Below are 20,250 nucleotides of genomic sequence, written 5' to 3' on the forward strand. Positions count from 1 at the left end.
AAGCTAGCGCAGCCAGCGCTCGGCCACCGCCTGCATCTGGCATTGCGCGGCCTCCCACACCATCTCGGGCGCGGCCACATGCACGCCCGGCGGCGCGATACGCAGCGCCACATCAACCAGCTCGGCCACCTTGGAGGCGCGCACTGGCTGCTCGCTGCTCGGCACCATGAAGCGCACGATCGACAGCATCCAGGCCGCGAGCCGTTCGGCGGGGTTGGCGAACTTCGCGTTCAAGGGCTTGCGCGCCGAACGCACGAGGATCACGCGGTCGAAGCCGTTGGCGACCACGGCCTGCTCGTCGAGGCTCGCAAGGCCGCGCTTGAGCGCCTCGGGCAGCTTGCCCTGGTCGTGCGGCTGCACGATGGCCAGCGTCTGCACGCCGCACTTGCGCAGCCAGCGCGAGAGCTCAGGCAGGTCCGAAGGCTGCGGCACCCACAGCGCACGCTCGCGGTCGTGGTACATCCGCGGCGGGTCGAAGGCGATCACCGCCGTGTCGGCCGAGGTGAGCGGCCATTGGGCGATCGGCAGGCCGGGGCTCAGGCAGCTTTCGACGCCGCGCATTCCGTCGCGAATGGGTTCGCGCGACAGCACGCGCGCATGGGCGAAACGGTGGCTGCCCACGAGCCGGTGCAACAGCTCCTGCCCCAATGCACCGGTCGCGCCGGCAATCAGCAGCGTGCCGGCGGTGGCAACGGCCACGGGCACGCCGGGGCGATTGGCAGCCTGCAGGGCTTGAAGTGGATCGATGGCCATGGAGCCATCTATGCTACCTTCCGGCAATTCTGCGGAGGTAATGCAAATGTCGATCGTGAAACGCTGGTTCCTGATTCTTGCTGCGGCCCTGTCCCTGAGCGGATGCGGCTACAACGATTTCCAGTCGCTCGACGAGGCCAGCAAGTCGGCCTGGAGCGAGGTGCTCAACCAGTACCAGCGGCGCGCCGACCTGGTGCCGAACATCGTGGCCACCGTGAAGGGCGAAGCCAGCTTCGAGCAGGACACGCTCACCAAGGTGATCGAGGCGCGCGCCAAGGCCACCTCGATCCAGGTGACGCCCGAGACACTCAACAACCCGGAAGCCTTCAACAAGTTCCAGCAGGCGCAGGGCGAGCTGTCATCGGCGCTGTCGCGGCTCATGGTGGTGGCGGAACGCTATCCGGAGCTGAAGGCCAACCAGGCTTTCCGCGATCTGCGCGTGACGCTCGAGGGGACCGAGAACCGCATCACCGTAGCGCGCAACCGCTACATCGAGACCGTGCAGAAGTACAACGTGCTGGCGCGCAGCTTCCCGACCAACATCACCGCCAAGATCTTCAGCTACGAACCCAAGCCCAACTTCTCGGTGCAGAACGAAGCGCAGATCTCGACGCCTCCCACGGTCGATTTCAGTACACCCAAGAAGTAAGACCCCCGCTCGATGGCACTTGCCCTGATCCGCCGTGCGCTGGCCGCCGTGCTGCTGGCGGCGATGGCGTGGGCGGGCCTTGCGACAACCGTCTGGGCGCAGGACCTGCTGCCGGTGCCCACGCTCACGTCGCGGGTGATCGACCAGACCCAGACGTTGGCCGAATCGGAGCGCGCCGACCTCGAGGCCAAGCTGGCCGCTTTCGAGCAGCGCAAGGGTTCGCAGATCGTGGTGCTGATGGTGGCCACCACGCAGCCCGAAGACATTGCGAGCTATGCCAACCGGGTGGGCAACGCCTGGAAGATCGGGCGCAAGGAAGTCGGCGACGGCATCCTGGTGATCGTGGCCAAGAACGACCGCAAGATGCGTATCGAGGTGGCCAAGACGCTCGAAGGCGCGGTGCCCGACCTCGCGGCCATCCGCATCATCGACGAGGAGATGAAGCCGCGCTTTCGCAATAACGACTTTGCGGGCGGGCTCAATGCAGCGGTGGCCCGGCTTATCGGGCTGGTCGATGGCGAGGCGCTGCCGGCGCCTTCCGGCGGCAGCAACGAAGGTTCCAGTGACGGCATCGACTGGGAGAACCTTGCGATCTTCCTGTTCGTTGGCGTCTTCATCGCGGCGCCCATCGTGCGCTCGATCGTCGGCAAGAAGCTGGGATCGGTGGTCATGGGCGGCGGCATCGGCGCGGTGGCCTTCTTTCTCACGACCAGCGTGGTCATCGCGGTGCTGGCGGGCTTTGTCGCCCTCATGGTGTCGCTGTTCTCGGCCGCGGCCACGGCCGGCACGGGGCGCCGCGGCGGCGGTGGTGGCGGCTTCGGAGGCTGGGGTGGTGGCGGTGGCGGCTGGAGCAGCGGCGACAGCAGCAGCAGCGGAGGCGGTGGCTTCAGCTCCGGCGGCGGCGGCGATTTCGGGGGCGGCGGCGCCTCGGGGGATTGGTAGGCATGGCATCGCTCTTCTCGAAGCTCGGCCGCATCTGGCGCCACCAGTGGATGGACGAGGCCGATGTGCGGCGCGTGCTGCCCGATGCCGCCATGGAACGCCTGGCGGCGCGCGTCGGCGCGAGCGAGCGGCGCCATAGCGGCGAGATCCGCATCTGCGTGGAGGCGGGCCTGCCCTTGTCCTACCTGCGGCGGAACGCCTCGGCGCGCGAGCGTGCCGTGACGCTCTTCGGCAAGCTGCGCGTGTGGGACACCCAGCACAACAACGGCGTGCTCATCTACCTGCTGCTGGCCGAGCATGCGATCGAAATCGTGGCTGACCGCGGGATCGACGCGCACGTGGACGACGCCGAATGGGCCGCGATGACGCAGCGCATGGGGGTGTCATTCCGTGAAGGCCGCTTCGAGGATGGGCTCACGCAGGCGCTGGAAGAAATGTCGGCCTTGCTGGTGACGCACTTTCCGCTGGCGGAGAACCAGCCCGACACCAACGAGCTGCCCGACGCGCCTGTCGTTCTTTGACTTTGTCTTTCTCCCTCCCCCTCTGGGGGAGGGCCGGGGTGGGGGCAAGCGGCGTTGCCACTAGGCACGCCCTGCCTGCCCCCATCCCACCCTTCCCCCAGAGGGGGAAGGAGCAAATCCCTCAGGCCGATGACGGCATTCTTTTCTCCCTGCCCTTCCGGGGGAGGGTTGGGGTGGGGGCAAGCGGCGTTGCCACTAGGCACGCTCTGCCCGCCCCCATCCCAGCCTTCCCCCAGAGGGGGAAGGAGCGAATCCCTCAGTCCGATGCGGGCAGCGCCCACACTGTCTGGCCGCCCACCGCATAGAAGCGCGTCCCCGGCGCCCGCTCCATCAGCCATCCTCCCGTGAACTCACCGAAGGCCGGCAGCACGGCCTGCAGCGCATCGCTCACGAAACACGGCAGCCGCACGCTGTCGCGCCCCGGCCCGTGCAGCCGGCACACCGGATGCAGGTGCCCGGCCAGAACGAAATGTGTGGCATGCGTTTGCGGGTGGTGGCAGCAGGCAAATGGGCCGAGCAGATACGGCTCGTCGACCACCTCGATGCCGAGCGCGGCGGGCGGATCGCCTGCGCGGCTGTCGTGGTTGCCGCGCACCAGCGTCATGTCCGTGGCCACATGCGTCGCGCGCCAGGCGGCCAGCGCCGCAAGCACCTGGGGCGTGCGGGCCTGCGCCGCATGCAGGAAGTCGCCGAGAAAAACGATGCGCTCCGGCACGTGCTCCTCGATCAGCGCATCGAGCCGGGCCAGGTTCTGCTGCGTGGTACCGCCCGGCACCGGCTGGCCCAGCGCTCGGTAGGTCGCGGCCTTGCCGATGTGCAGGTCGGCAATGAAGAGCGCGCGTCCGGCGGGCCACCAGATGGCGCGATCCGGCAGCAGATGCAGCAGCTCGCCGGCCCACTGGACCTGGAGCGCCGACGCGGAAGGACGAAGGTCAGAGGCGGTCACGGGCAACGAGTGTCGCAAAAGACGGAAGAAACGGCGGCCGACTTGCAATTCACCCCGCAAGCCCCAGTTTTTCGGTATGACCGAAACGCCTCCGCTGCACATCGTCTGCCCGCACTGCCACACCACCAACCGCGTGCGTGCGGCGCAGCTGGGCAGCACGCCCGACTGCGGCAGCTGCCATCGCCCTCTGTTCACCGGCCATTCGACCGCGCTGCCGGACGAAAAGACCTTCGACCGCCACATCGCGCGCAACGAGATCCCGGTGCTGGTCGACTTCTGGGCACCCTGGTGCGGCCCGTGCCGCCAGATGGCGCCGGCCTACGAACAGGCCGCGGCTCAGCTCGAACCCCACGTGCGGCTGGCCAAGGTCGACACCGAGGCCGTGCCTAACCTGGGCGCCCGCTTCAACATCCGCAGCATTCCGACGCTGGCGCTGTTTCGCGGCGGCCGCGAAGTGGCGCGGCAGGCCGGTGCCATGGGCGCGGCGGACATCGTGCGCTGGGTCAAGTCGCACGGTGCGGGCTGAGCTGAGCGCTTCACAGCGGCGGCAGCGGCCGTGACCGGCGCGATGGCGGCCTGCGTTCGCGTCGCGGCGCGGCCGGCGGCTTGCCCGGCCCTTCCTGGCCGAACGCGAGCGTGCTCTTCACGCGCTCCACGCCCCCGGCGGTGACCACGCCGCCTGCGGCTTTTTCGAGCTGCTCGACCATGCGCGCAATGCGGTCGGCCACGTTCTCGTTCGACAGCTTTTCGCGGAACAGCTCGACCATGAGCGGAAACGAAAACGGCGTGGGCCGCTCGAGCGTCTTCAACACCAACTGCTGAGTGGCCATGCGCTCAAGGCTGGCGCGCAGGCGGCCAATTTCGAGCTCTTGCGCGAGCAGCTCCTGCTCGGCCTGCAGCAGCAGCTTGTTCGATGGGTCGTACTTGCGGAACACCTCCCAGAACAGCGACGACGAGGCTTGCAGCTGCCTGCTGCTGCGCTTCTCGCCGGGGTAGCCCTGGAAGATCAGGCCCGAGACGCGCGCAATCTCGCGAAAGCGGCGCTGCGCGAGTTCGCCGGCGTTGAGTGAGGCTAGCACCTCGTGCAGCAACTGCGCGTGCGCATCCTCACCTTCAGGCAGGCGCAGCACTTGCGGCAGCAGCAACGACCAGTCGACCGACGTGGCACTCAGCAGTTCGAAGCCGTAGTCGTTCACCGCGATGGAGAAGGTGCGCGCATCGTGTTGCGCCACGCGCCAGGCCAAGAGGCTCGCGAGCCCCATGTGCACGTGGCGCCCCGCAAAGGGATAAAGAAATAAGTGCGAGCCTTCGCGCGTGACGAGTGTTTCGGCCAGCAGGGTTTGCGGCGTGGGCAAGGCCGACCATTGCTGCTGGATTTCGAGCAAGGGCCGCACGCACTGCAGCTCGGGCGATTCGTAGCGCCCTTCGCCGGCGAGGGCGAGCTGCTGCACCACCGCGTCGGCCAGCGTGGTCGACAGCGGCATGCGCCCGCCATTCCAGCGCGGCACCGCGGCGCGCTTGCCGGTGGCGCGCCGCACCCAGGCCGTCATGTCGTGGATGCGCACGAGTTCGAGCAACCTGCCACCAAACAGAAAGCAGTCGCCGGGCTTCATGCGCGCCACAAAACCTTCTTCGACGCTGCCGATCTTTGCGCCGCCCATGTACTGCACCGCCATGCTGGCGTCACTCACGATGGTGCCGATGTTCATGCGGTGGCGCCGCGCGAGCCGCGCGTCCGGCACGCGCCAGACGCCCTGTGCATCGGGCACTGCGCGGCGGTAGTCCGGGTAGGCGGCCAGCGAAGGCCCGCCCTGCGACACGAAGGACAGGCACCACTCCCAGCTCTCCCGTGACAGTTCTGCATACGCAGCGGTGCCGCGCACTTCCGCATACAGATCGTCGGGCACGAAGCCGCCACCCAGCGCCACCGTCACCAGATGCTGCACCAGCACGTCGAGCGGCTGCGCCGGGGTGTGGCGCGCCTCGATGTGGCCGGCCGAGATGGCCGCACGCGCCGCGGCGCCTTCGACCATCTCGATGCTGTGCGTAGGCACCAGCGTGACGCGCGACGGCCGTCCCGGCGCATGGCCCGAGCGCCCCGCGCGCTGCAGCAGCCGCGCCACGCCCTTGGGCGAGCCGATCTGCAGCACGCGTTCGACCGGCAGGAAGTCCACGCCCAGATCCAGGCTCGACGTGCAGACCACCGCCTTGAGCTCGCCGTTCTTGAGGCCGAGCTCGACCCACTCGCGCACGGCGCGGTCCAGCGAGCCGTGGTGCAGCGCAATGATTCCGGCCCATTCGGGCCGCGCTTCGAGCATCGCCTGATACCAGATCTCCGACTGCGAGCGCGTGTTGGTGAACACCAGCGTGGTGCTGCTGGCGGCAACCTCGTCGAGCACCTGCGGCAGCATCGTGAGGCCCAGGTGGCCGCCCCACGGAAAGCGCTCGGCGCGGCCGGGGAGCAGCGAATCGACGACCAATTTCTTGGGCACCAGGCCCTGCACGAGCACGCCCTCTTCGTCGTCGAGCAATGCGTGCATGGCCTCGTGCAGGTTGCCGAGCGTGGCCGACATGCCCCAGACCGCAAGCCCTGGGTTCCAGCGCCGCAGCCGCGCGAGCGCCAGCTGCACCTGCACGCCGCGCTTGTTGCCGAGCAGCTCGTGCCACTCGTCGACCACCACCATCTTCACGTGCCCCAGCACCTGGCTCGCATCGGCGCGCGCGAGCAGCAGCGAAAGACTCTCGGGCGTGGTGACGAGCACGGTCGGCAGGCGCTCGTTCTGCGCGGCGCGCTCGGCCGACGAGGTGTCGCCGCTGCGCGCGCCGGCGCTCCAGGGGTGCAGCTCGTCTCCCAGAGCTTCGAGTGGCTGTCTGAGCGCGCGCAGCGTGTCGGCCGCGAGCGCGCGCATGGGGGTGAGCCACAGCACGGTGAGGGGTGGGGCGGCGGGCCGCGCGGTTTCCTTCCGGGCTTGCGAGAAAACCTGCAGCGCGCCCAGCCACACCGCATAGGTCTTGCCCGCTCCGGTGGTGGCGTGCAGCATGCCGGACTTGCCTTCTGCGATGGCCTTCCACACTTCGCGCTGGAACTTGAAGGGCTTCCAGCCGCGCGCCGCGAACCAAGCGTCGAGCGCCGCCTTGACGGTGGTCTTGCTCCTTCGTCTTCCGGGGGAAGGCTGGGATGGGGGCACACGGCTTTCGACAAGCGGCTGACCGTTGATGCGCCGCTTGCCCCCACCCCTGCCCTCCCCCAGAGGGGGAGGGAGAAATTCAAGGCCCGACGGCTCCGTTGGGTTGCCTTCTGTCTTGCTCCTTCCCCTTCCGGGGGAAGGCTGGGATGGGGGCGCGCGGCCTTCGACAAGCGGCTGATCGTTGATGCGCCGCTTGCCCCCACCCCTGCCCTCCCCCAGAGGGGGAGGGAGAAATTCAAGGCCCGACGGCTCCGTTGGGTCGCCTTCTGTCTTGCTCCTTCCCCTCCCGGGGGAAGGCTGGGATGGGGGCACGCGGCCGTCGAGGGGCGGCTGATCGTTGATACGCCGCCTGCCCCCACCCCTGCCCTCCCCCGGAAGGGGAGGGAGAAATTCGGGGTCCGGCGTGGTGGTCATGCTGGAAGCAGCGCGGCGAGCGTCTGCAAAGTATCAGCCTCCGCCACCGGCTTGTCCTCTCGCCAGCGCAGCATGCGCGGAAAGCGCACCGCGATGCCGCTCTTGTGCCGCGCGCTGCGCGCAATGCCCTCGAAGCCGAGCTCGAACACCAGCGTGGGCTCCACGCTGCGCACCGGGCCGAAGCTCTCGACCGTGGTCTTGCGGATGATGGCGTCCACGCGCGCCATTTCGGCATCGGTCAGGCCCGAATAGGCCTTGGCAAAGGGCACGAGCTTGCGGTCGTCCTGCTCGGGCGGGCCGTCCCACACGGCAAAGGTGTAGTCGCTGTAAAGGCTCGCGCGACGGCCGTGGCCGCGCTGCGCATAGATCAGCACCGCGTCGATGCTGAGCGGATCGATCTTCCACTTCCACCACACGCCCACGTCCTTGGTGCGGCCCACGCCATATTGCGCGTCGCGGCGCTTGAGCATCATGCCTTCCACGCCCATGCTGCGGGCCGCTTCCCGCTGGCGCGCAAGATCGCTCCACTCGATGCCCGTGAGCATCGGGCTGGGCAGCAGCGACGGATGCTGCACGCGCGTGACGAGTTCGTCGAGCAGCAGCCGGCGCTCCGACTGCGGCAGCGCGCGCAGGTCGCGCCCTTCCCATTCGAGAATGTCGTACGCCAGCAGCACCACCGGGATCTCGCGCAGCAGCTTCGCGCCCAGCGTCTTGCGCCCGATGCGCTTCTGCAGCTCCGCAAAGGGCTGCACGCGGTCGTCGCGCCAGACCGCGATCTCGCCGTCGAGCACCGTGCCGTCGGGCAGCGCCTCGCCCAGCACGGCAAGCTCCGGAAAGCGCTCGGTCACCAACTCTTCGCCGCGCGACCACAGCCACACTGCGCCGGCACGCTTTACTAGTTGCGCGCGGATGCCGTCCCACTTCCATTCGACGATCCAGTCGGACGGCGGACCGAGCACGGCATCGAACTGCTCGGCCGGCAGGTTGAACGCGTGCGCGAGGAAGAACGGGTACGGCTGCCCGCTGGTCTTCTGCACCTGCTCCGCACCCGACTCCGGCGCGATCAGCGCGCAATAGTCTTCCGAGCGCGGTCGGCCGCCGATGTGGGTGTAGCCCATGAGCCGCTGCGCCACGCGCTTGGGATCGATGCCGCCGACCGCCGCGAGCGCCTGCGTGACCTGCAGCTTCGACACGCCCACGCGGAAGGCGCCGGTGATGAGCTTGAAGTACACCAGCCGCTCTTCGGGCGCGAGTTGGCGCCACTGCGCTCGCAGCCGCGCGGGCAGTTCGGCCGGCGCTGCCTTGCCCGCGTCCCGCAGCGGCAGCAGGTGCTCGTCGACCCAGCGCGCCAGCGCGAGCTCGTGCGCCTCGGTGGGCGGTGGCAAGAGCAGCGCGATGGTTTCCGCCAGATCGCCGACCGCCTCGTAGCTCTCGTCGAAGAGCCACTCGGGAAGGCCCGCCGCTTCCTGCGCGAGCACGCGCAGCAGTTTGTTAGGCACGAGCTGGCGCGGCTTGCCGCCGGCCAGGAAGTACACGGCCCATGCCGAGTCGGCGGGGTCGGCTTCGCGCAGGTAGCGCTGCAGCGCGGCCTGCTTGGCAAGGCTCGAAGTGCTGGCATCGAGCTCGCGATAGAGCGCGGCGAAATCTTTCATGCCTTTGCTCCTTCCCCCTCTGGGGGAAGGCTGGGATGGGGGCCGCCAGCGTCCCCATCGAGCGCCGCTTGCCCCTTCTCCAACCCTCCCCCGGGAGGGGAAGGAGCTTCCTGGTCATCTTCGTCGCCGTACTCGGTCTTGAAGCCCTGCGCTTCCAATCCGTTCTCGGTGAGCCAGCGCACCATCACCGCCACGCTGCCGTGGGTCACGAACACCCGGCTGGCGCCCGTGCCGGCGATGGCCTGCTGCAGGCCAGGCCAGTCGGCGTGGTCGGACATCACGAAGCCGCGGTCCACGCCGCGCCGCCGACGGGTGCCGCGCAGCTGCATCCACCCGCTTGCGAAAGCGTCGGCGTAGTTGCCGAAGCGGCGCATCCACGGCGTTCCCTGGGCCGAGGGCGGCGCCAGCACCAGCGCGCGCTTCAGCAGCGCGGCATCCACACCCGGGTCGGTCACGCGCAATGTCTCGGGCAAGGCCACGCCCGCGGCGCGGTACACCGCGTTGAGCGGCTCCACGGCACCATGCACCACGATTGGCCCGATGGAGGCGTCCACGCCATGCAGGATGCGCTGCGCCTTGCCGAAGGCATAGCAGAACAGCACCGATGCGCGGCCGGCCTCCGCGTTGCCGCGCCACCAGGCGTCGATCTCGGCGAACAGCGCGGCCTGCGTGGGCCAGCGGTAGATCGGCAGGCCGAAGGTCGATTCAGTGATGAAGGTGTCGCAAGGCACGGGCTCGAAGGGCGCGCAGGTGCCGTCGGGCTCTGTCTTGTAGTCGCCCGAGGCGACCCACACGCGCCCGCCGTGTTCGAGCCGGACCTGCGCCGAACCCAGCACGTGGCCGGCCGGATGCAGCGAGACGCGCACGCCGTGGTGCTCGATGGCTTCGCCATAGCCGAGCGTCTGCAATGCGATGTCGCTGCCCAGGCGGGTTCGCAGCGTGCCCGCGCTGTCGGTGTGCGCCAGGTAATGGGCATGGCCGATGCGCGCGTGGTCCGAGTGCGCGTGCGTGATGACGGCGCGCGCCACCGGGCGCCAGGGGTCGATGTAGAAATCGCCCGGCGGGCAATACAGGCCTTCGGGGCGGGCGATGACCAGGTCGTCGGGCATGGCGCACATCGTAGGCCGGCGCCCCGCTCTTCGCGCAGACGGGCCGACGCGAAGCTTTGTCGGCGCGAGCCTACTTCTTCCTTGCGCCGCCCGTCATCTCCAGCACGTTCATCTTCATGCCGTTCGACATCATCATGTCGCCCGGCTTCTGGCCGGCCTTGCAGGGCCCGACCCACTTGGCCTCGACGATGGCCGTGCCTTCCTTGCGGCCCATCATCGGCGGGTTGTAGCTGGAGCGGCTTTCCATGCGGTAGCCGGTGCCGAAGTCGCCCGTGATCACCGAATGCGTGGTGGCGGTGGTGTTGCCGATTTTGCACACCGAGTCGACCACGATCCTGCCGCCCTCGGTGCGCATGTCCTGCTTCGAGCAGGCCTGCTGGCCGGTGCTGCCGCCCATCTCGCGCATGGCCTTGTCGGTGGCGCCATCGATGCACTGCTGGGTCTGCATGGCGGGGGTCTTGGACGCGCCGTCCTCCGACTGGATCGACAGCTCCCAGAGCCCCGGCTTGCGCGGCGGATAGTCGAGCGCGCGCGCCGCACCGGCAACGAACAGGAGGCAGGTCGCAGCGGCGATCCCGAAGCGGATGTGCGTCTTCATCGTGTACTCCAGCAGAGACGAATCGGAAATGAAGGCCAGCCGCTTTCTAACCCACAAGCCGGATCGACGGAATATGACGATCGGCCAGCAGACCCCCTGCCCGCCCTGCGCTCAGCGTTCCGGCACGCGCTTCAGGTCCTCGAGCCAGACCTCCGCTTCCGAGTCGCTCGGCGCGCGCCAGTCGCCGCGCGGAGACAGCGAACCGCCCGAGCCGACCTTGGGCGCGTTCGGCACGCAGGAGCGCTTGAACTGGCTGATCTTGAAGAAGCGGTAGAGGAAGGTGCCCAGATGGCGCTTGATGTCGGCCAGCGCGTACTCGTTGCGCGCCGGTTGCAGGTCGTTCTCGGGCCAGCGTCCGCGCGTGCGATCGCCCCAGGCCGCGTGGGCGAGGAAGGCGACCTTGGTCGGCCTGAAGCCGTAGCGCAGGATGTAGTAGAGATGGAAGTCCTGCAGCTCGTAGGGGCCGATCACGTCCTCGGTCCGCTGGCCGGGCTGCTTCGAGGACCCGTCGGCGGCGTCCTTCGATGCCTCGTCGGGAATCAGCTCGGGGCTGACCTCGGTCTGGAGGATGTCGCGCAGCACCGCGCTGCCGTCGGCGCCCAGCACCCCGGTTGCCGCGACCCAATGCACCAGGTGCTTGATCAGCGTCTTGGGCACGCTCGCGTTCACGTTGTAGTGCGACATGTGGTCGCCGACGCCATAGGTGCACCACCCCAGCGCCAGTTCGCTCAGGTCGCCGGTGCCGACCACGATGCCGTTGTGATGATTGGCGAGCCGGAACAGGTGGCTGGTGCGCTCGCCGGCCTGCACGTTCTCGAAGGTGATGTCGTACTGCGGCACGCCCTGGCCAAACGGATGGCCGAGGTCTTCCAGCATCTGGCGGCAGCTCGGCCGGATGTCGATCTCGCGCGCCGTGCAGCCGATGCTGGTCATGAGGCGGTGCGCCTGCGCCAGGGTGCGGCCGCTGGTGGCGAAGCCCGGCATGGTGAAGCCGAGGATGTTGGCGCGCGGCAGGCCGAGCCGGTCCATGGCCTGCGCGCAGACCAAGAGCGCGTGCGTCGAATCGAGCCCGCCCGAAACGCCGATCACCAGCTTGTCGATGTGGCTGGCTTCGAGCCGCTGCACCAGCGACTGCACCTGGATGTTGAACACCTCGCCGCAGCGCTCGTCGCGCCGCGCCGGGTCCGAGGGCACGTAGGGAAAGCGCTCTACCGTGCGCAGCAGGCCGCGCGGCAGCTGGCGCGGCGGCGCCAGATCGAACTCGACGGTGCGCCAGCCCGCCAATGCGCTCTTGTGCTTCTGGACCGAGGTGCCGAAGCTGTTCTGCCGCATGCGTTCGCGCGACAGGCGCTCCAGGTCGACGTCGGCCGCGATGACGTGCGAGCGGTTGCTGAAGCGTTCGCTCTCGGCCAGCATGTCGCCGCCCTCGCAGATCAGCGCCTGCCCGTCCCAGGCCAGGTCGGTGGTCGATTCGCCGATGCCGGCCGACGAATAGAGATAGGCCGCGAGGCAGCGCGCCGACTGCAGGCTGACCAGCCGATGCCGGTAGTCCGCCTTGCCGATCGTGATGTTGGAGGCCGAGAGATTGACCAGCACCGTTGCGCCGGCCAGCGCGGCGTAGCTCGAGGGCGGAATCGGCACCCACACGTCTTCGCAGATCTCCACGTGCAGCTTGAAGAGGGGCATCTGCCGCGACTGGAACAGGAGCTCGGCGCCGAAGGGCACGCGCTCGCCGCCGAGTTCGACTTCGGTCGAGAGCGCGGTGTCGGCGCCATTGAACTGCCGGCCTTCATAGAACTCGCCGTAGTTGGGCAGGTAGGTCTTGGGCAGCACGCCCAGCACGCGGCCGCCCGCCACCACCGCGGCGCAGTTGAAGAGGCGATGGTCCACCCGCAGCGGCAGGCCCACGACGGCCACGGCGCCGGTGTCTCGCGAGGCCGCGGCGACTTCCAGCAGCGCGCGCTCGCAGGCATCGAGCAGCGCCGCCTGATGGAACAGGTCGTCGCAGGTATAGGCCGAGAGCCCCAGCTCGGGGAAGGCGACCAACACCGCGCCGTCGGCCGCCGCCTCGCGGTACATGCGGATGGTTTCCGCCACGTTGAATACCGGATCGGCCACGCGGTTGCGCGGCACCGCCACGGCGAGGCGCGCGAAGCCGTGGGTGTAGGGATTGAGAAACTCGTGCTCGGTCATGAACCTGATTGTGGAGCAGCCGGCGCAAGCGGTCACGATGCTGCGCCGATGCAGCGGTCAGGGCACGGCAGCGGCCGCGCCCTGACGGGCTCCTTTGCGCATCCCGACTACAGCGACAGCAGGCGCTGGAAGAAGGAACGATAGCGCCTCAAGGCCAGGCGCAGGTTCTCCGTCGAGGCCTGACTGGCTGTGTCCGCTGCGCTATCGAGCGCACTGCGCTCGTTCGAAAAGCTTCGCGACAGATCCTCCAGGACCTGGCGCACCAGATCGTCGGCCTGGCGCACCGCCTGCCTCGGATCGTCGACGAAGCCGATCTGGACGGCATCCCAGCTGGCGCGAAAGTCCCGCGCCGCGTCGGGAGAGAAAAGCGGCTCCAGGGAGTCGTCTTCATTCCTGGCGGGCGCCTTCATCTCGGGCATAGGTACTGGCGCGGGCGCGGGACGTTCCATATCGTCCGGCGCGACGGCGCGGTCTGCCTGCGTCGATTCGCGATTCATGATCTGACCTCCACCGGCCTTGCCGGCATCCTCCCCCGCTCGACCTCTCTCACCTCGAGCAGGTCATCGAACAGGGCCCGGTAGTGCACCACGGCCTTGCGCAACTCCTCCGTGTCGGCTTCGCCGCGCAGGTTTCGCGCCCGGATGTCCTGCGCCGCGCGGTAGTTGCTCACGACGGCGGGATGGTCGACGGAAATGTCGGCCGCGCGACGCTCGAAGTCACCCATCGGATAGCCGCGCTTCAGCATCAGCTCGCGCACCAGTTCATCCGCCTGGGCCACCGCCCCCTGGGGGTTGTCGACGAACTCGGCCTGCAGGCTGTTCCAGGCCTTGCCGAACCTGGCGGCTTCGCCCGGCGCCAGCGGAACGATGCGCAACCCCTCGACACGCTGCTGGCGCCTCTTGAGCTCGGCCTCTGCCTTCGAGCGGTTGCCAAGCTCCGTGACGACGCGGCCGTATTCCGACCCGAAGTGCTCCTCGAGCTGCCGGGATTGTCGTTTTCGTTGATAGAGGTACACGGCCAGCGCGACCACTGCAAGGATCACGATGACCGCCAGGACCAACCATGTCTGCGTGTTGACGGCATCCATACGCGTCTCCCTTCGATCGAACGCACCCGTGGTCCGCCGCGATCGGCGGGGCATCGCGAGTGGGTGTAGGGGGATGCTCTTCCGGCTGCCGCGCCAAGCCAGCAGTCCAGGGCAGATTCAACTGTGGGAGGCCACCTACAGCAAGCTTGATGCGCGTGCGTGCCCGGCGCGCAGGCTCACCAGGCCGTCCACTTGGCCTCGCTGGCGGACGAGGCCACCGTGCGCTCGATGAACCGGACGCCCCGCGCGCCGTCTTCCACGCGCGGGTAGTCGGCCGCGAGCGGATCGGCTGCAATGCCCGCGAGCCGCGCGCGGATGTCGGCCACGACGCCGCCGTAGATGTTGGCAAAGGCCTCGATGAAGCCTTCGGGGTGGCCCGCGGGCAGCCGGCTCGCGCGCTGCGCCGATTCGCAAAGCCATGGCGAACCGCGCGTGAGGATGCGCTTGGGTCCGTCGTGCGGCAGGTGCAGCAGTTCGCTCGGCCGCTCCTGGCGCCATTCGAGCGTGCCCAGTGCGCCGGAGACGCGCAGGCGCAGATCGTTCTCCAGGCCGGTGTTGATCTGCGAGGCGATCAGCACGCCGCGCGCGCCGCCATTGAAGCGCAAGAGCAAGCTTCCGTCGTCGTCGAGCATGCGGCCCGGCACCAGCGCGCTCAGGTCGGCGCAGAGGCTTTCGATCTCAAGGCCGGTGACGCTGGCGACGAGGTTCTCGGCATGCGAGCCGATGTCGCCGATGGCGCCGGCCGCGCCGCTGCGCGCGGGGTCGGTGCGCCAGTCGGCCTGCTTGTTGCTGCCGCTGCCTTCGACGTGGCTGGCGAGCCAGCCCTGGTTGTATTCGACGACCACCTTGCGCAGCTCGCCGAGCTGGCCCGAGCGGACCATCTCTCGCGCCTGCCGCACCATGGGGTAGCCGGTGTAGTTGTAGGTGACACCGAAGACCGTGCCCTGCCTTTTCACGGTGGCCACCAGCGCTTCGGCCTGTGCGCGCGTGTGCACCAGCGGCTTGTCGCACACCACGTGAAAGCCCGCTTCTGCAAAGGCCTCCGCCACAGGAAAGTGCACGTGGTTGGGCGTGACGATCGAGACGAAGTCGATGCGCTCTTCCGGCGGGCGCTTCAGCTCGTCGGCGAGCATTGATTGCCAGTCGCGGTGGTTGCGCTCGTCCGCCAGTCCGAGGTCGCGGCCCGAAGCGCGGGCCTTCTCGGGGCTCGACGACAGCGCGCCGGCCACGAGCTCGATCTGCCCGTCGAGCGCCATGGCCTTGCGGTGCACGGCGCCGATGAAGGCGTCGCGGCCGCCGCCGACCATGGCGCAGCGGAGCTTGCGAAGAGGTGTATCGGTCATCAATCTTCTCGAGATTCCTGGGTAACTGTCCCCTCTCCCTCTGGGAGAGGGAGGAAAGCAGCTCAGAACGGCGAGTTCGGGTGGTAGAAATCTTTTGCGTTTTCCTTGGTGATCAGCACCGAAGGAATGATCGTTGTCGCGGGCAGCTTCTCGCCCTTCAGCCGCGCTTCGGCCGTGAGCTTGATCGCGTCGTAGATGAACTTGGGCGAGTAGCTCACGTCGGCGCCAATGCGCTTGTCCTTGCCGTCCATGATGGTCTTGACCATGCCCTTGGCGCCCGCGCCGCCGAAGACGATCTTGATGTCGTCGCGCTTGGCCTGCTCGATGGCCTTGAGCACGCCCACGGCCATGTCGTCGTCGGCCGCCCAGATGGCGTCGATGTTCTTGAAGCGCGTGAGGTAGTCCTGCGTGACCTTGAAGGCGTCGTCGCGATTCCAGTTGGCGTATTTGGCGTCGAGCAGCTTGATGTCCGGATGGTTCTTGAGCACCGCGTTGAAGGCGTCCATGCGCTCGTTGTCCAGCGTGGTGGCAATGCCGCGCAGCGCAACCACGTTGCCCTTGCCGCCGAGCTGCTTTGCGATGTACTCGGCCGGGATGCGGCCGAAGGCGGTGTTGTCGCCGGCCACGTAGGCGTCTTGCGCGCTGGTGTCGGTCAGGCCCCGGTCGACCACGGTCACGTAGGCACCCTTGGCCTTGACCTGCGCCACCGGCTTGGTCAGCGCGGCCGATTCGAACGGGAACACCACGAGCGCATTGATCTTGGTGACGGTCGAAAGGTCTTGCAGCTGGTTCGCCTGCTCGGGCGCGTTGGCCGCGGTCTTGATCGTGATCTTCAGGTCCTTGTGTTCCTTCTCCAGATCCTTCTTCGCCTGGTTGGCCCAGTAGTTGATGCCGCCCATGAAGCTGTGCGTGGCCGCGGGAATCGAAACGCCGAGGTTCACTTTCTCGGCCGCGAATGCCGGCAGGCTCGCGAGCGCCGCGGCCGCCACGGCCGTGAGTGCGATGCGACGTGTGAAGCTTGTCATGCTGGATGTCTCCTTGTGGTTGATGGATTGGAACGGGAACAAACTAGCGGCGCCCTCTTTGGAGGAACGCGACGATGATGATCACGAAGCCCTGCACCGCGGCGTTGAGGTACACGCTGATGATGCTGGTGAGGTTCAGGATGTTGCTGATGACCGAGAGCAGGATGGCCCCCACCACGGTGCCCGTGATGCTGCCCGCGCCGCCCTTGAGCGCGGTGCCGCCGACGATCACCGCGGCAATCGCTTCGAGCTCCCACAAGAGGCCGGTGGTCGGCGAGGCCGAGCCCAGCCGAGGCACGTAAAGAAGCGTGGCAATGCCCACGCATACGCCGAGCAGCACATAGGTCAGGATCTTCACGCGGTCGACGTCCACCGCCGCGTAGCGCGCGACCTGCTCGTTGGAGCCGATGGCCTGCACGTAGCGCCCGTAGGCCGTGCGGTTCAAGATCACGCCGCCAATGATGGCGACGACCACGAACACCCACACCGGCACGGGAATGCCCGCCAGGCTCGCGTAGTACACCGGCGCATAGAGGTCCGACAGGTCGTTGTCGAGCGTGAGCGCGCCACCGTCGGCAAAGTAGGTAAGGTAGGCGCGAAAGATGCCGAGCGTGCCCAGCGTCACGATGAAGGGCTCGATGCGTCCCTTGGTGATCAGGAGCCCGTGCGCAAGGCCGAACAGCGCGCCCAGCACCACCGCGAGCACCGCGCCCATCACCACCGCCATGAGCGGCGAGCCCGAGGCCGGCCCGGCCCAGTTGATGAACATGATCACGCTGCCCGCGATGAGCGCCGCCATCGAGCCCACCGACAGGTCGATGCCGCCCGAGATGATCACGAAGCACATGCCGACGGCGATGATGCCGATGAAGGCGGTGCGCGTGAGCACATTCATGGCGTTGTCGAGCGTGGCGAAGTCGCTGTTCAGCAGCGTGCCGCCAATGCACAGCAGCACGAGGCCGATGACCGGGCCGAGGCCGTGCAGGCGCTCGGTCCAGCGCGGCTTGCTTTCGCCGCGGTGTTGCGCGGCTTCAGGCCGCGGCGTGGATGTCTGCTGTTCCGGTGGCATGAGCGATGAGCTCCTCTTCAGTCAAATGGTCGGCGTTGAGCGTGGCGACGAGGCGGCCCGCGCGCATCACCGCCACGCGGTGGCACAGGCCGATGAGTTCCATCAGCTCCGACGAAACGACGATCACTGCGAGCCCTTCGCGGGCGAGTCGCTGGATCAGGAAATAGATGTCGCGCTTGGCGCCGATGTCGACACCGCGCGTGGGCTCGTCGAGCACCACCACCTTGGGCCTGGGCTGCAGCACTTTGGCGAGCGCGAGCTTCTGCTGGTTGCCGCCCGAGAGCGAAGATGCCTTGACGTCGAGCGAACCAGTGCGGATGCCGTAGTCCTTCACGGCCTCGGCCAGCGCGCCGCGTTCGGCCTCGGGCTGGAGCCAGGGCTGGGCATAGCGCTCGAGCGCCATCAGCGTGAGGTTCTGGCGCAGGCCGAAGTTCACGTGCAGGCCCTTGCCCTTGCGGTCTTCGCTCAGGTAGGTGAGGCCGTGCCGCGCCGCGTCGCGCGGATTGCGCCAGCCCGTCCGGTGCGGCACTGGCTTGCCGAGCATTTCGACATCGCCGCTGGCAGGCCGAAGGCCCAGCAGGCCTTCGAACAGCTCGGTGCGGCCCGCGCCGACAAGGCCCGCAAAGCCGAGGATCTCGCCGGGGCGCACCTCGAAGCCGACGTCGTGCGCCCAGCCGGGCACGCTGAAGTTGCGCACGCGCATGGCGGGCGCATCAGCCGCCACCACCACGTCGCGCGGCGGGTACAGGTCGGCGAGTTCGCGGCCCACCATGAGGTTGGCCATCTGGTGGCGCGTCACCTCGGGTGTGGGTGCGCGCGCCACGAAACGGCCGTCGCGCATCACGATCACTTCGTCGGTCACCTGCTCCACTTCGTCGAGCTTGTGCGAGATGTAGACGATGGTCACGCCGTCGGCGCGCAGCTGCGCAATAAGCTTGAAGAGGCGCTCGGTCTCGCCGGGCGTGAGCGTGGCGGTGGGCTCGTCCATGATCAGGAGGCGCGCGCGTCGTGCGATGGCTTTGGCAATTTCGACCAACTGCTTCTCAGCCACGATGAGCCGCCGCACCTTGGTACGCGGATCGACTTGCAGGCCGACGGCGGCGAGCGCTGCCGCAGCGTCGCGTTCCATCGATGCATCGTCGAGCAGCCAGCCTTTCTTCTTCTCGTGGCCGAGAAAGATGTTCTGCGCCACGCTCAGGTCTTCGGCGAGATTGAACTCCTGGTGGATCAGCACGATGCCCAGCGCCTCGGCATCGCGTGAGCTCGTGAAGTGCCGGGGCTCGCCGTTGATGCGCAGCGCGCCGCCGGTGAGCGACTCGTAGCCCGCAAGAATCTTCATCAGCGTCGACTTGCCGGCACCGTTCTCGCCGAGCAATCCGTAGACGCGTCCGGGAGCGAGCGAAAAACTCACGCCGTGCAGCACCTGCACCGGGCCGAAGGCCTTCACCACGCCGTCGAATTCGACCGCGACGCTTCCCTTGATTGCTGCATGTGCCGTCATGGCGCGACCCCGCGAACTTTGAGTGTTTCGTGCATCGCGAGCACGCCGGCGCCGATCAGCCCGCCCTGCACGCCCAGTGGCGTGTACTGGATTTCCAGGTGCCGCGTGGAGAGCGCGAGCGAGCGCTGGTAGACGCTCTGCCGCACGGCCGCGAGAAACAATGGGCCGATGCGCGTGATGCCGCCGCCGATGAACACATGCGACGGATTGAAGAAGTTCACCACCGACGCCAGCATCTGGCCGATGAGGTTGCCCGCGCGCTGGATGATGCCGTTGGCGGCCGTATCGCCGGCGCGGCTCGCCTGGCCCACATCGACGGCCTCGATGCGCCCGTGCATGCGCAGGCACTCGGCGAGCATGGCGCTTTCGCCGGCTTCGGCCGCCTGCACGGCCATGCGCGTGATGGCCGGCCCCGCGGCCATGGCCTCGACGCAGCCGACATTGCCGCAATGGCAGCGCGGGCCCTCCTGGTCGACGCAGATGTGGCCCACGTCGCCGGCCGAGCCGGCCGCGCCGCGATAGACCTCGCCGTGGCAGACGATGCCGCAGCCGATGCCGGTGCCGATCTTGATCACGAGAAAGTTGTTGAGCGAGCGCTTCAGTCGCCAGAGCTCGCCGAGCGCCATCAGGTTCACGTCGTTGTCGACGAAGACCGGCGCGGCGTAATCCTCGCGCAGGTAGTCGCGAATCGAGAAGCTGTCCCAGGCCGGCATCAGCGGTGGGTTCACGAGTTGGCCGATCTCGAAATTGACGGGGCCCGGCACGCCGATGCCGATGCCGAGCACCTCCTTGGCGCCGCTGTTGCAGCGCGCGAGCAGTTCGCGCATAAGCACGCGCACCCGCGCCAGCACCACCGCCGGGCCTTCGCGCACGTCGGCGGGTTCGTCGTGCTGCGCCAGCACGGTGAGGTCGGGGCGCAGCACCGCGACGTCGAGGCTGGTGGCGCCGATGTCGATGCCCACGAGCACGCCCAGGCCGGTGTGAAGCTGGAGGTTTTCGGCGCGCCGTCCGCCCGACGAACGCTGCAGGCCGGCTTCGGCCAGCAGGCCCTGGTCGACGAGGCCCGCGATCAACGCATTGGCCTTGCTCTTGGAGAAGCCGAGCTGCTCGGCCATGGCATGGCGCGATCCGCCGGCCGACCAGAAGGTGGTCTCCAGCAATCGCATTTCGTCCGCAGTGATGCCACTCCAGGGTGCCACGCGCTGTGTCTCCAATATTCTTTTGACCCTCCGCCCTCAGGGGTGCAATCGGGCGGAATGC

At 68.1% G+C, this 20,250-nt stretch carries 18 protein-coding genes; 4 read left to right on the top strand and 14 right to left on the bottom strand.

Features of this window, described 5'->3' with window-relative positions:
• Positions 1–3: 3 nt before the first annotated feature.
• Positions 4–753 (bottom strand): hypothetical protein, encoded by a 750-nt coding sequence (locus BLR24_RS12505; protein ID WP_093017203.1) that lies wholly within the window; start codon positions 751–753, stop codon positions 4–6.
• Between the two features lie 46 nt (positions 754–799).
• On the opposite strand from BLR24_RS12505, the gene BLR24_RS12510 reads away from it, so the two are divergent.
• The 3 genes from BLR24_RS12510 to BLR24_RS12520 are packed head-to-tail and all read left to right on the top strand — an operon-like array spanning position 800 to position 2,865.
• A complete protein-coding gene (locus tag BLR24_RS12510) occupies positions 800–1,402 on the top strand; it encodes a LemA family protein (protein WP_093017398.1) in 603 nt (200 codons plus the stop codon).
• A 12-nt stretch (positions 1,403–1,414) separates the two neighbouring features.
• Positions 1,415–2,344 (top strand): TPM domain-containing protein, encoded by a 930-nt coding sequence (locus tag BLR24_RS12515; RefSeq protein ID WP_093017205.1) that lies wholly within the window; start codon positions 1,415–1,417, stop codon positions 2,342–2,344.
• A 2-nt stretch (positions 2,345–2,346) separates the two neighbouring features.
• Positions 2,347–2,865, top strand: a complete 519-nt coding sequence (locus tag BLR24_RS12520) for a TPM domain-containing protein (protein ID WP_093017207.1) — start codon at positions 2,347–2,349, stop codon at positions 2,863–2,865.
• 256 nt (positions 2,866–3,121) lie between these two features.
• Here BLR24_RS12520 and pdeM read toward each other — a convergent pair whose 3' ends face one another.
• Positions 3,122–3,811 carry a ligase-associated DNA damage response endonuclease PdeM gene (gene pdeM / locus BLR24_RS12525; protein WP_093017400.1) on the bottom strand — a complete coding sequence of 230 codons (690 nt, stop codon included), beginning with the start codon at positions 3,809–3,811 and terminating at the stop codon, positions 3,122–3,124.
• A gap of 76 nt (positions 3,812–3,887) precedes the next feature.
• Here pdeM and trxC point away from each other — a divergent pair, with 76 nt between their 5' ends.
• Positions 3,888–4,337, top strand: a complete 450-nt coding sequence (trxC, locus tag BLR24_RS12530; protein ID WP_093017209.1) for a thioredoxin TrxC — start codon at positions 3,888–3,890, stop codon at positions 4,335–4,337.
• A 10-nt stretch (positions 4,338–4,347) separates the two neighbouring features.
• Here trxC and BLR24_RS12535 read toward each other — a convergent pair whose 3' ends face one another.
• The 12 genes from BLR24_RS12535 to BLR24_RS12590 all read right to left on the bottom strand — a co-directional run bounded on the left by BLR24_RS12535 (position 4,348) and on the right by BLR24_RS12590 (position 20,156).
• The gene (locus BLR24_RS12535) at positions 4,348–6,999 is read right to left on the bottom strand and encodes a ligase-associated DNA damage response DEXH box helicase (protein WP_093017211.1); all 2,652 of its coding nucleotides are present in this window, start codon (positions 6,997–6,999) and stop codon (positions 4,348–4,350) included.
• A gap of 410 nt (positions 7,000–7,409) precedes the next feature.
• Complete coding sequence (locus BLR24_RS12540; protein WP_093017213.1) at positions 7,410–9,065, bottom strand: ATP-dependent DNA ligase; 1,656 nt, start codon at positions 9,063–9,065, stop codon at positions 7,410–7,412.
• The gene (locus BLR24_RS12545; protein ID WP_093017402.1) at positions 9,062–10,174 is read right to left on the bottom strand and encodes a ligase-associated DNA damage response exonuclease; all 1,113 of its coding nucleotides are present in this window, start codon (positions 10,172–10,174) and stop codon (positions 9,062–9,064) included. Before BLR24_RS12545 ends, BLR24_RS12540 begins: the two co-directional genes overlap by 4 nt.
• 70 nt (positions 10,175–10,244) lie before the next feature.
• Positions 10,245–10,772: a DUF3617 domain-containing protein gene (locus BLR24_RS12550; protein WP_093017215.1), complete on the bottom strand. Its 528-nt coding sequence runs from the start codon at positions 10,770–10,772 to the stop codon at positions 10,245–10,247.
• Between the two features lie 111 nt (positions 10,773–10,883).
• Positions 10,884–12,965 carry an NAD(+) synthase gene (locus tag BLR24_RS12555; protein ID WP_093017217.1) on the bottom strand — a complete coding sequence of 694 codons (2,082 nt, stop codon included), beginning with the start codon at positions 12,963–12,965 and terminating at the stop codon, positions 10,884–10,886.
• 107 nt (positions 12,966–13,072) lie between these two features.
• Positions 13,073–13,462 carry a hypothetical protein gene (locus BLR24_RS12560; RefSeq protein WP_139188756.1) on the bottom strand — a complete coding sequence of 130 codons (390 nt, stop codon included), beginning with the start codon at positions 13,460–13,462 and terminating at the stop codon, positions 13,073–13,075.
• Positions 13,459–14,052, bottom strand: coding sequence for a hypothetical protein (locus BLR24_RS12565; protein ID WP_093017221.1), 594 nt, complete (start codon positions 14,050–14,052; stop codon positions 13,459–13,461). Before BLR24_RS12565 ends, BLR24_RS12560 begins: the two co-directional genes overlap by 4 nt.
• Before the next feature lie 176 nt (positions 14,053–14,228).
• Positions 14,229–15,395 (bottom strand): Gfo/Idh/MocA family protein, encoded by a 1,167-nt coding sequence (locus BLR24_RS12570; protein WP_093017223.1) that lies wholly within the window; start codon positions 15,393–15,395, stop codon positions 14,229–14,231.
• A 62-nt stretch (positions 15,396–15,457) separates the two neighbouring features.
• Positions 15,458–16,420 carry a substrate-binding domain-containing protein gene (locus BLR24_RS12575; RefSeq protein ID WP_055808012.1) on the bottom strand — a complete coding sequence of 321 codons (963 nt, stop codon included), beginning with the start codon at positions 16,418–16,420 and terminating at the stop codon, positions 15,458–15,460.
• 43 nt (positions 16,421–16,463) lie between these two features.
• Positions 16,464–17,489 carry an ABC transporter permease gene (locus BLR24_RS12580; protein WP_093017225.1) on the bottom strand — a complete coding sequence of 342 codons (1,026 nt, stop codon included), beginning with the start codon at positions 17,487–17,489 and terminating at the stop codon, positions 16,464–16,466.
• A complete protein-coding gene (locus BLR24_RS12585) occupies positions 17,452–18,990 on the bottom strand; it encodes a sugar ABC transporter ATP-binding protein (protein ID WP_093017227.1) in 1,539 nt (512 codons plus the stop codon). The genes BLR24_RS12580 and BLR24_RS12585 overlap by 38 nt, the downstream gene beginning before the upstream one ends.
• On the bottom strand, positions 18,987–20,156 hold the full coding sequence (locus BLR24_RS12590) for an ROK family protein (protein ID WP_093017229.1): 1,170 nt from the start codon (positions 20,154–20,156) through the stop codon (positions 18,987–18,989). The genes BLR24_RS12585 and BLR24_RS12590 overlap by 4 nt, the downstream gene beginning before the upstream one ends.
• Positions 20,157–20,250: the final 94 nt, after the last annotated feature.

This window comes from Variovorax sp. OV700 (assembly GCF_900099805.1).
Taxonomy (GTDB): Bacteria; Pseudomonadota; Gammaproteobacteria; order Burkholderiales; family Burkholderiaceae_C; genus Variovorax.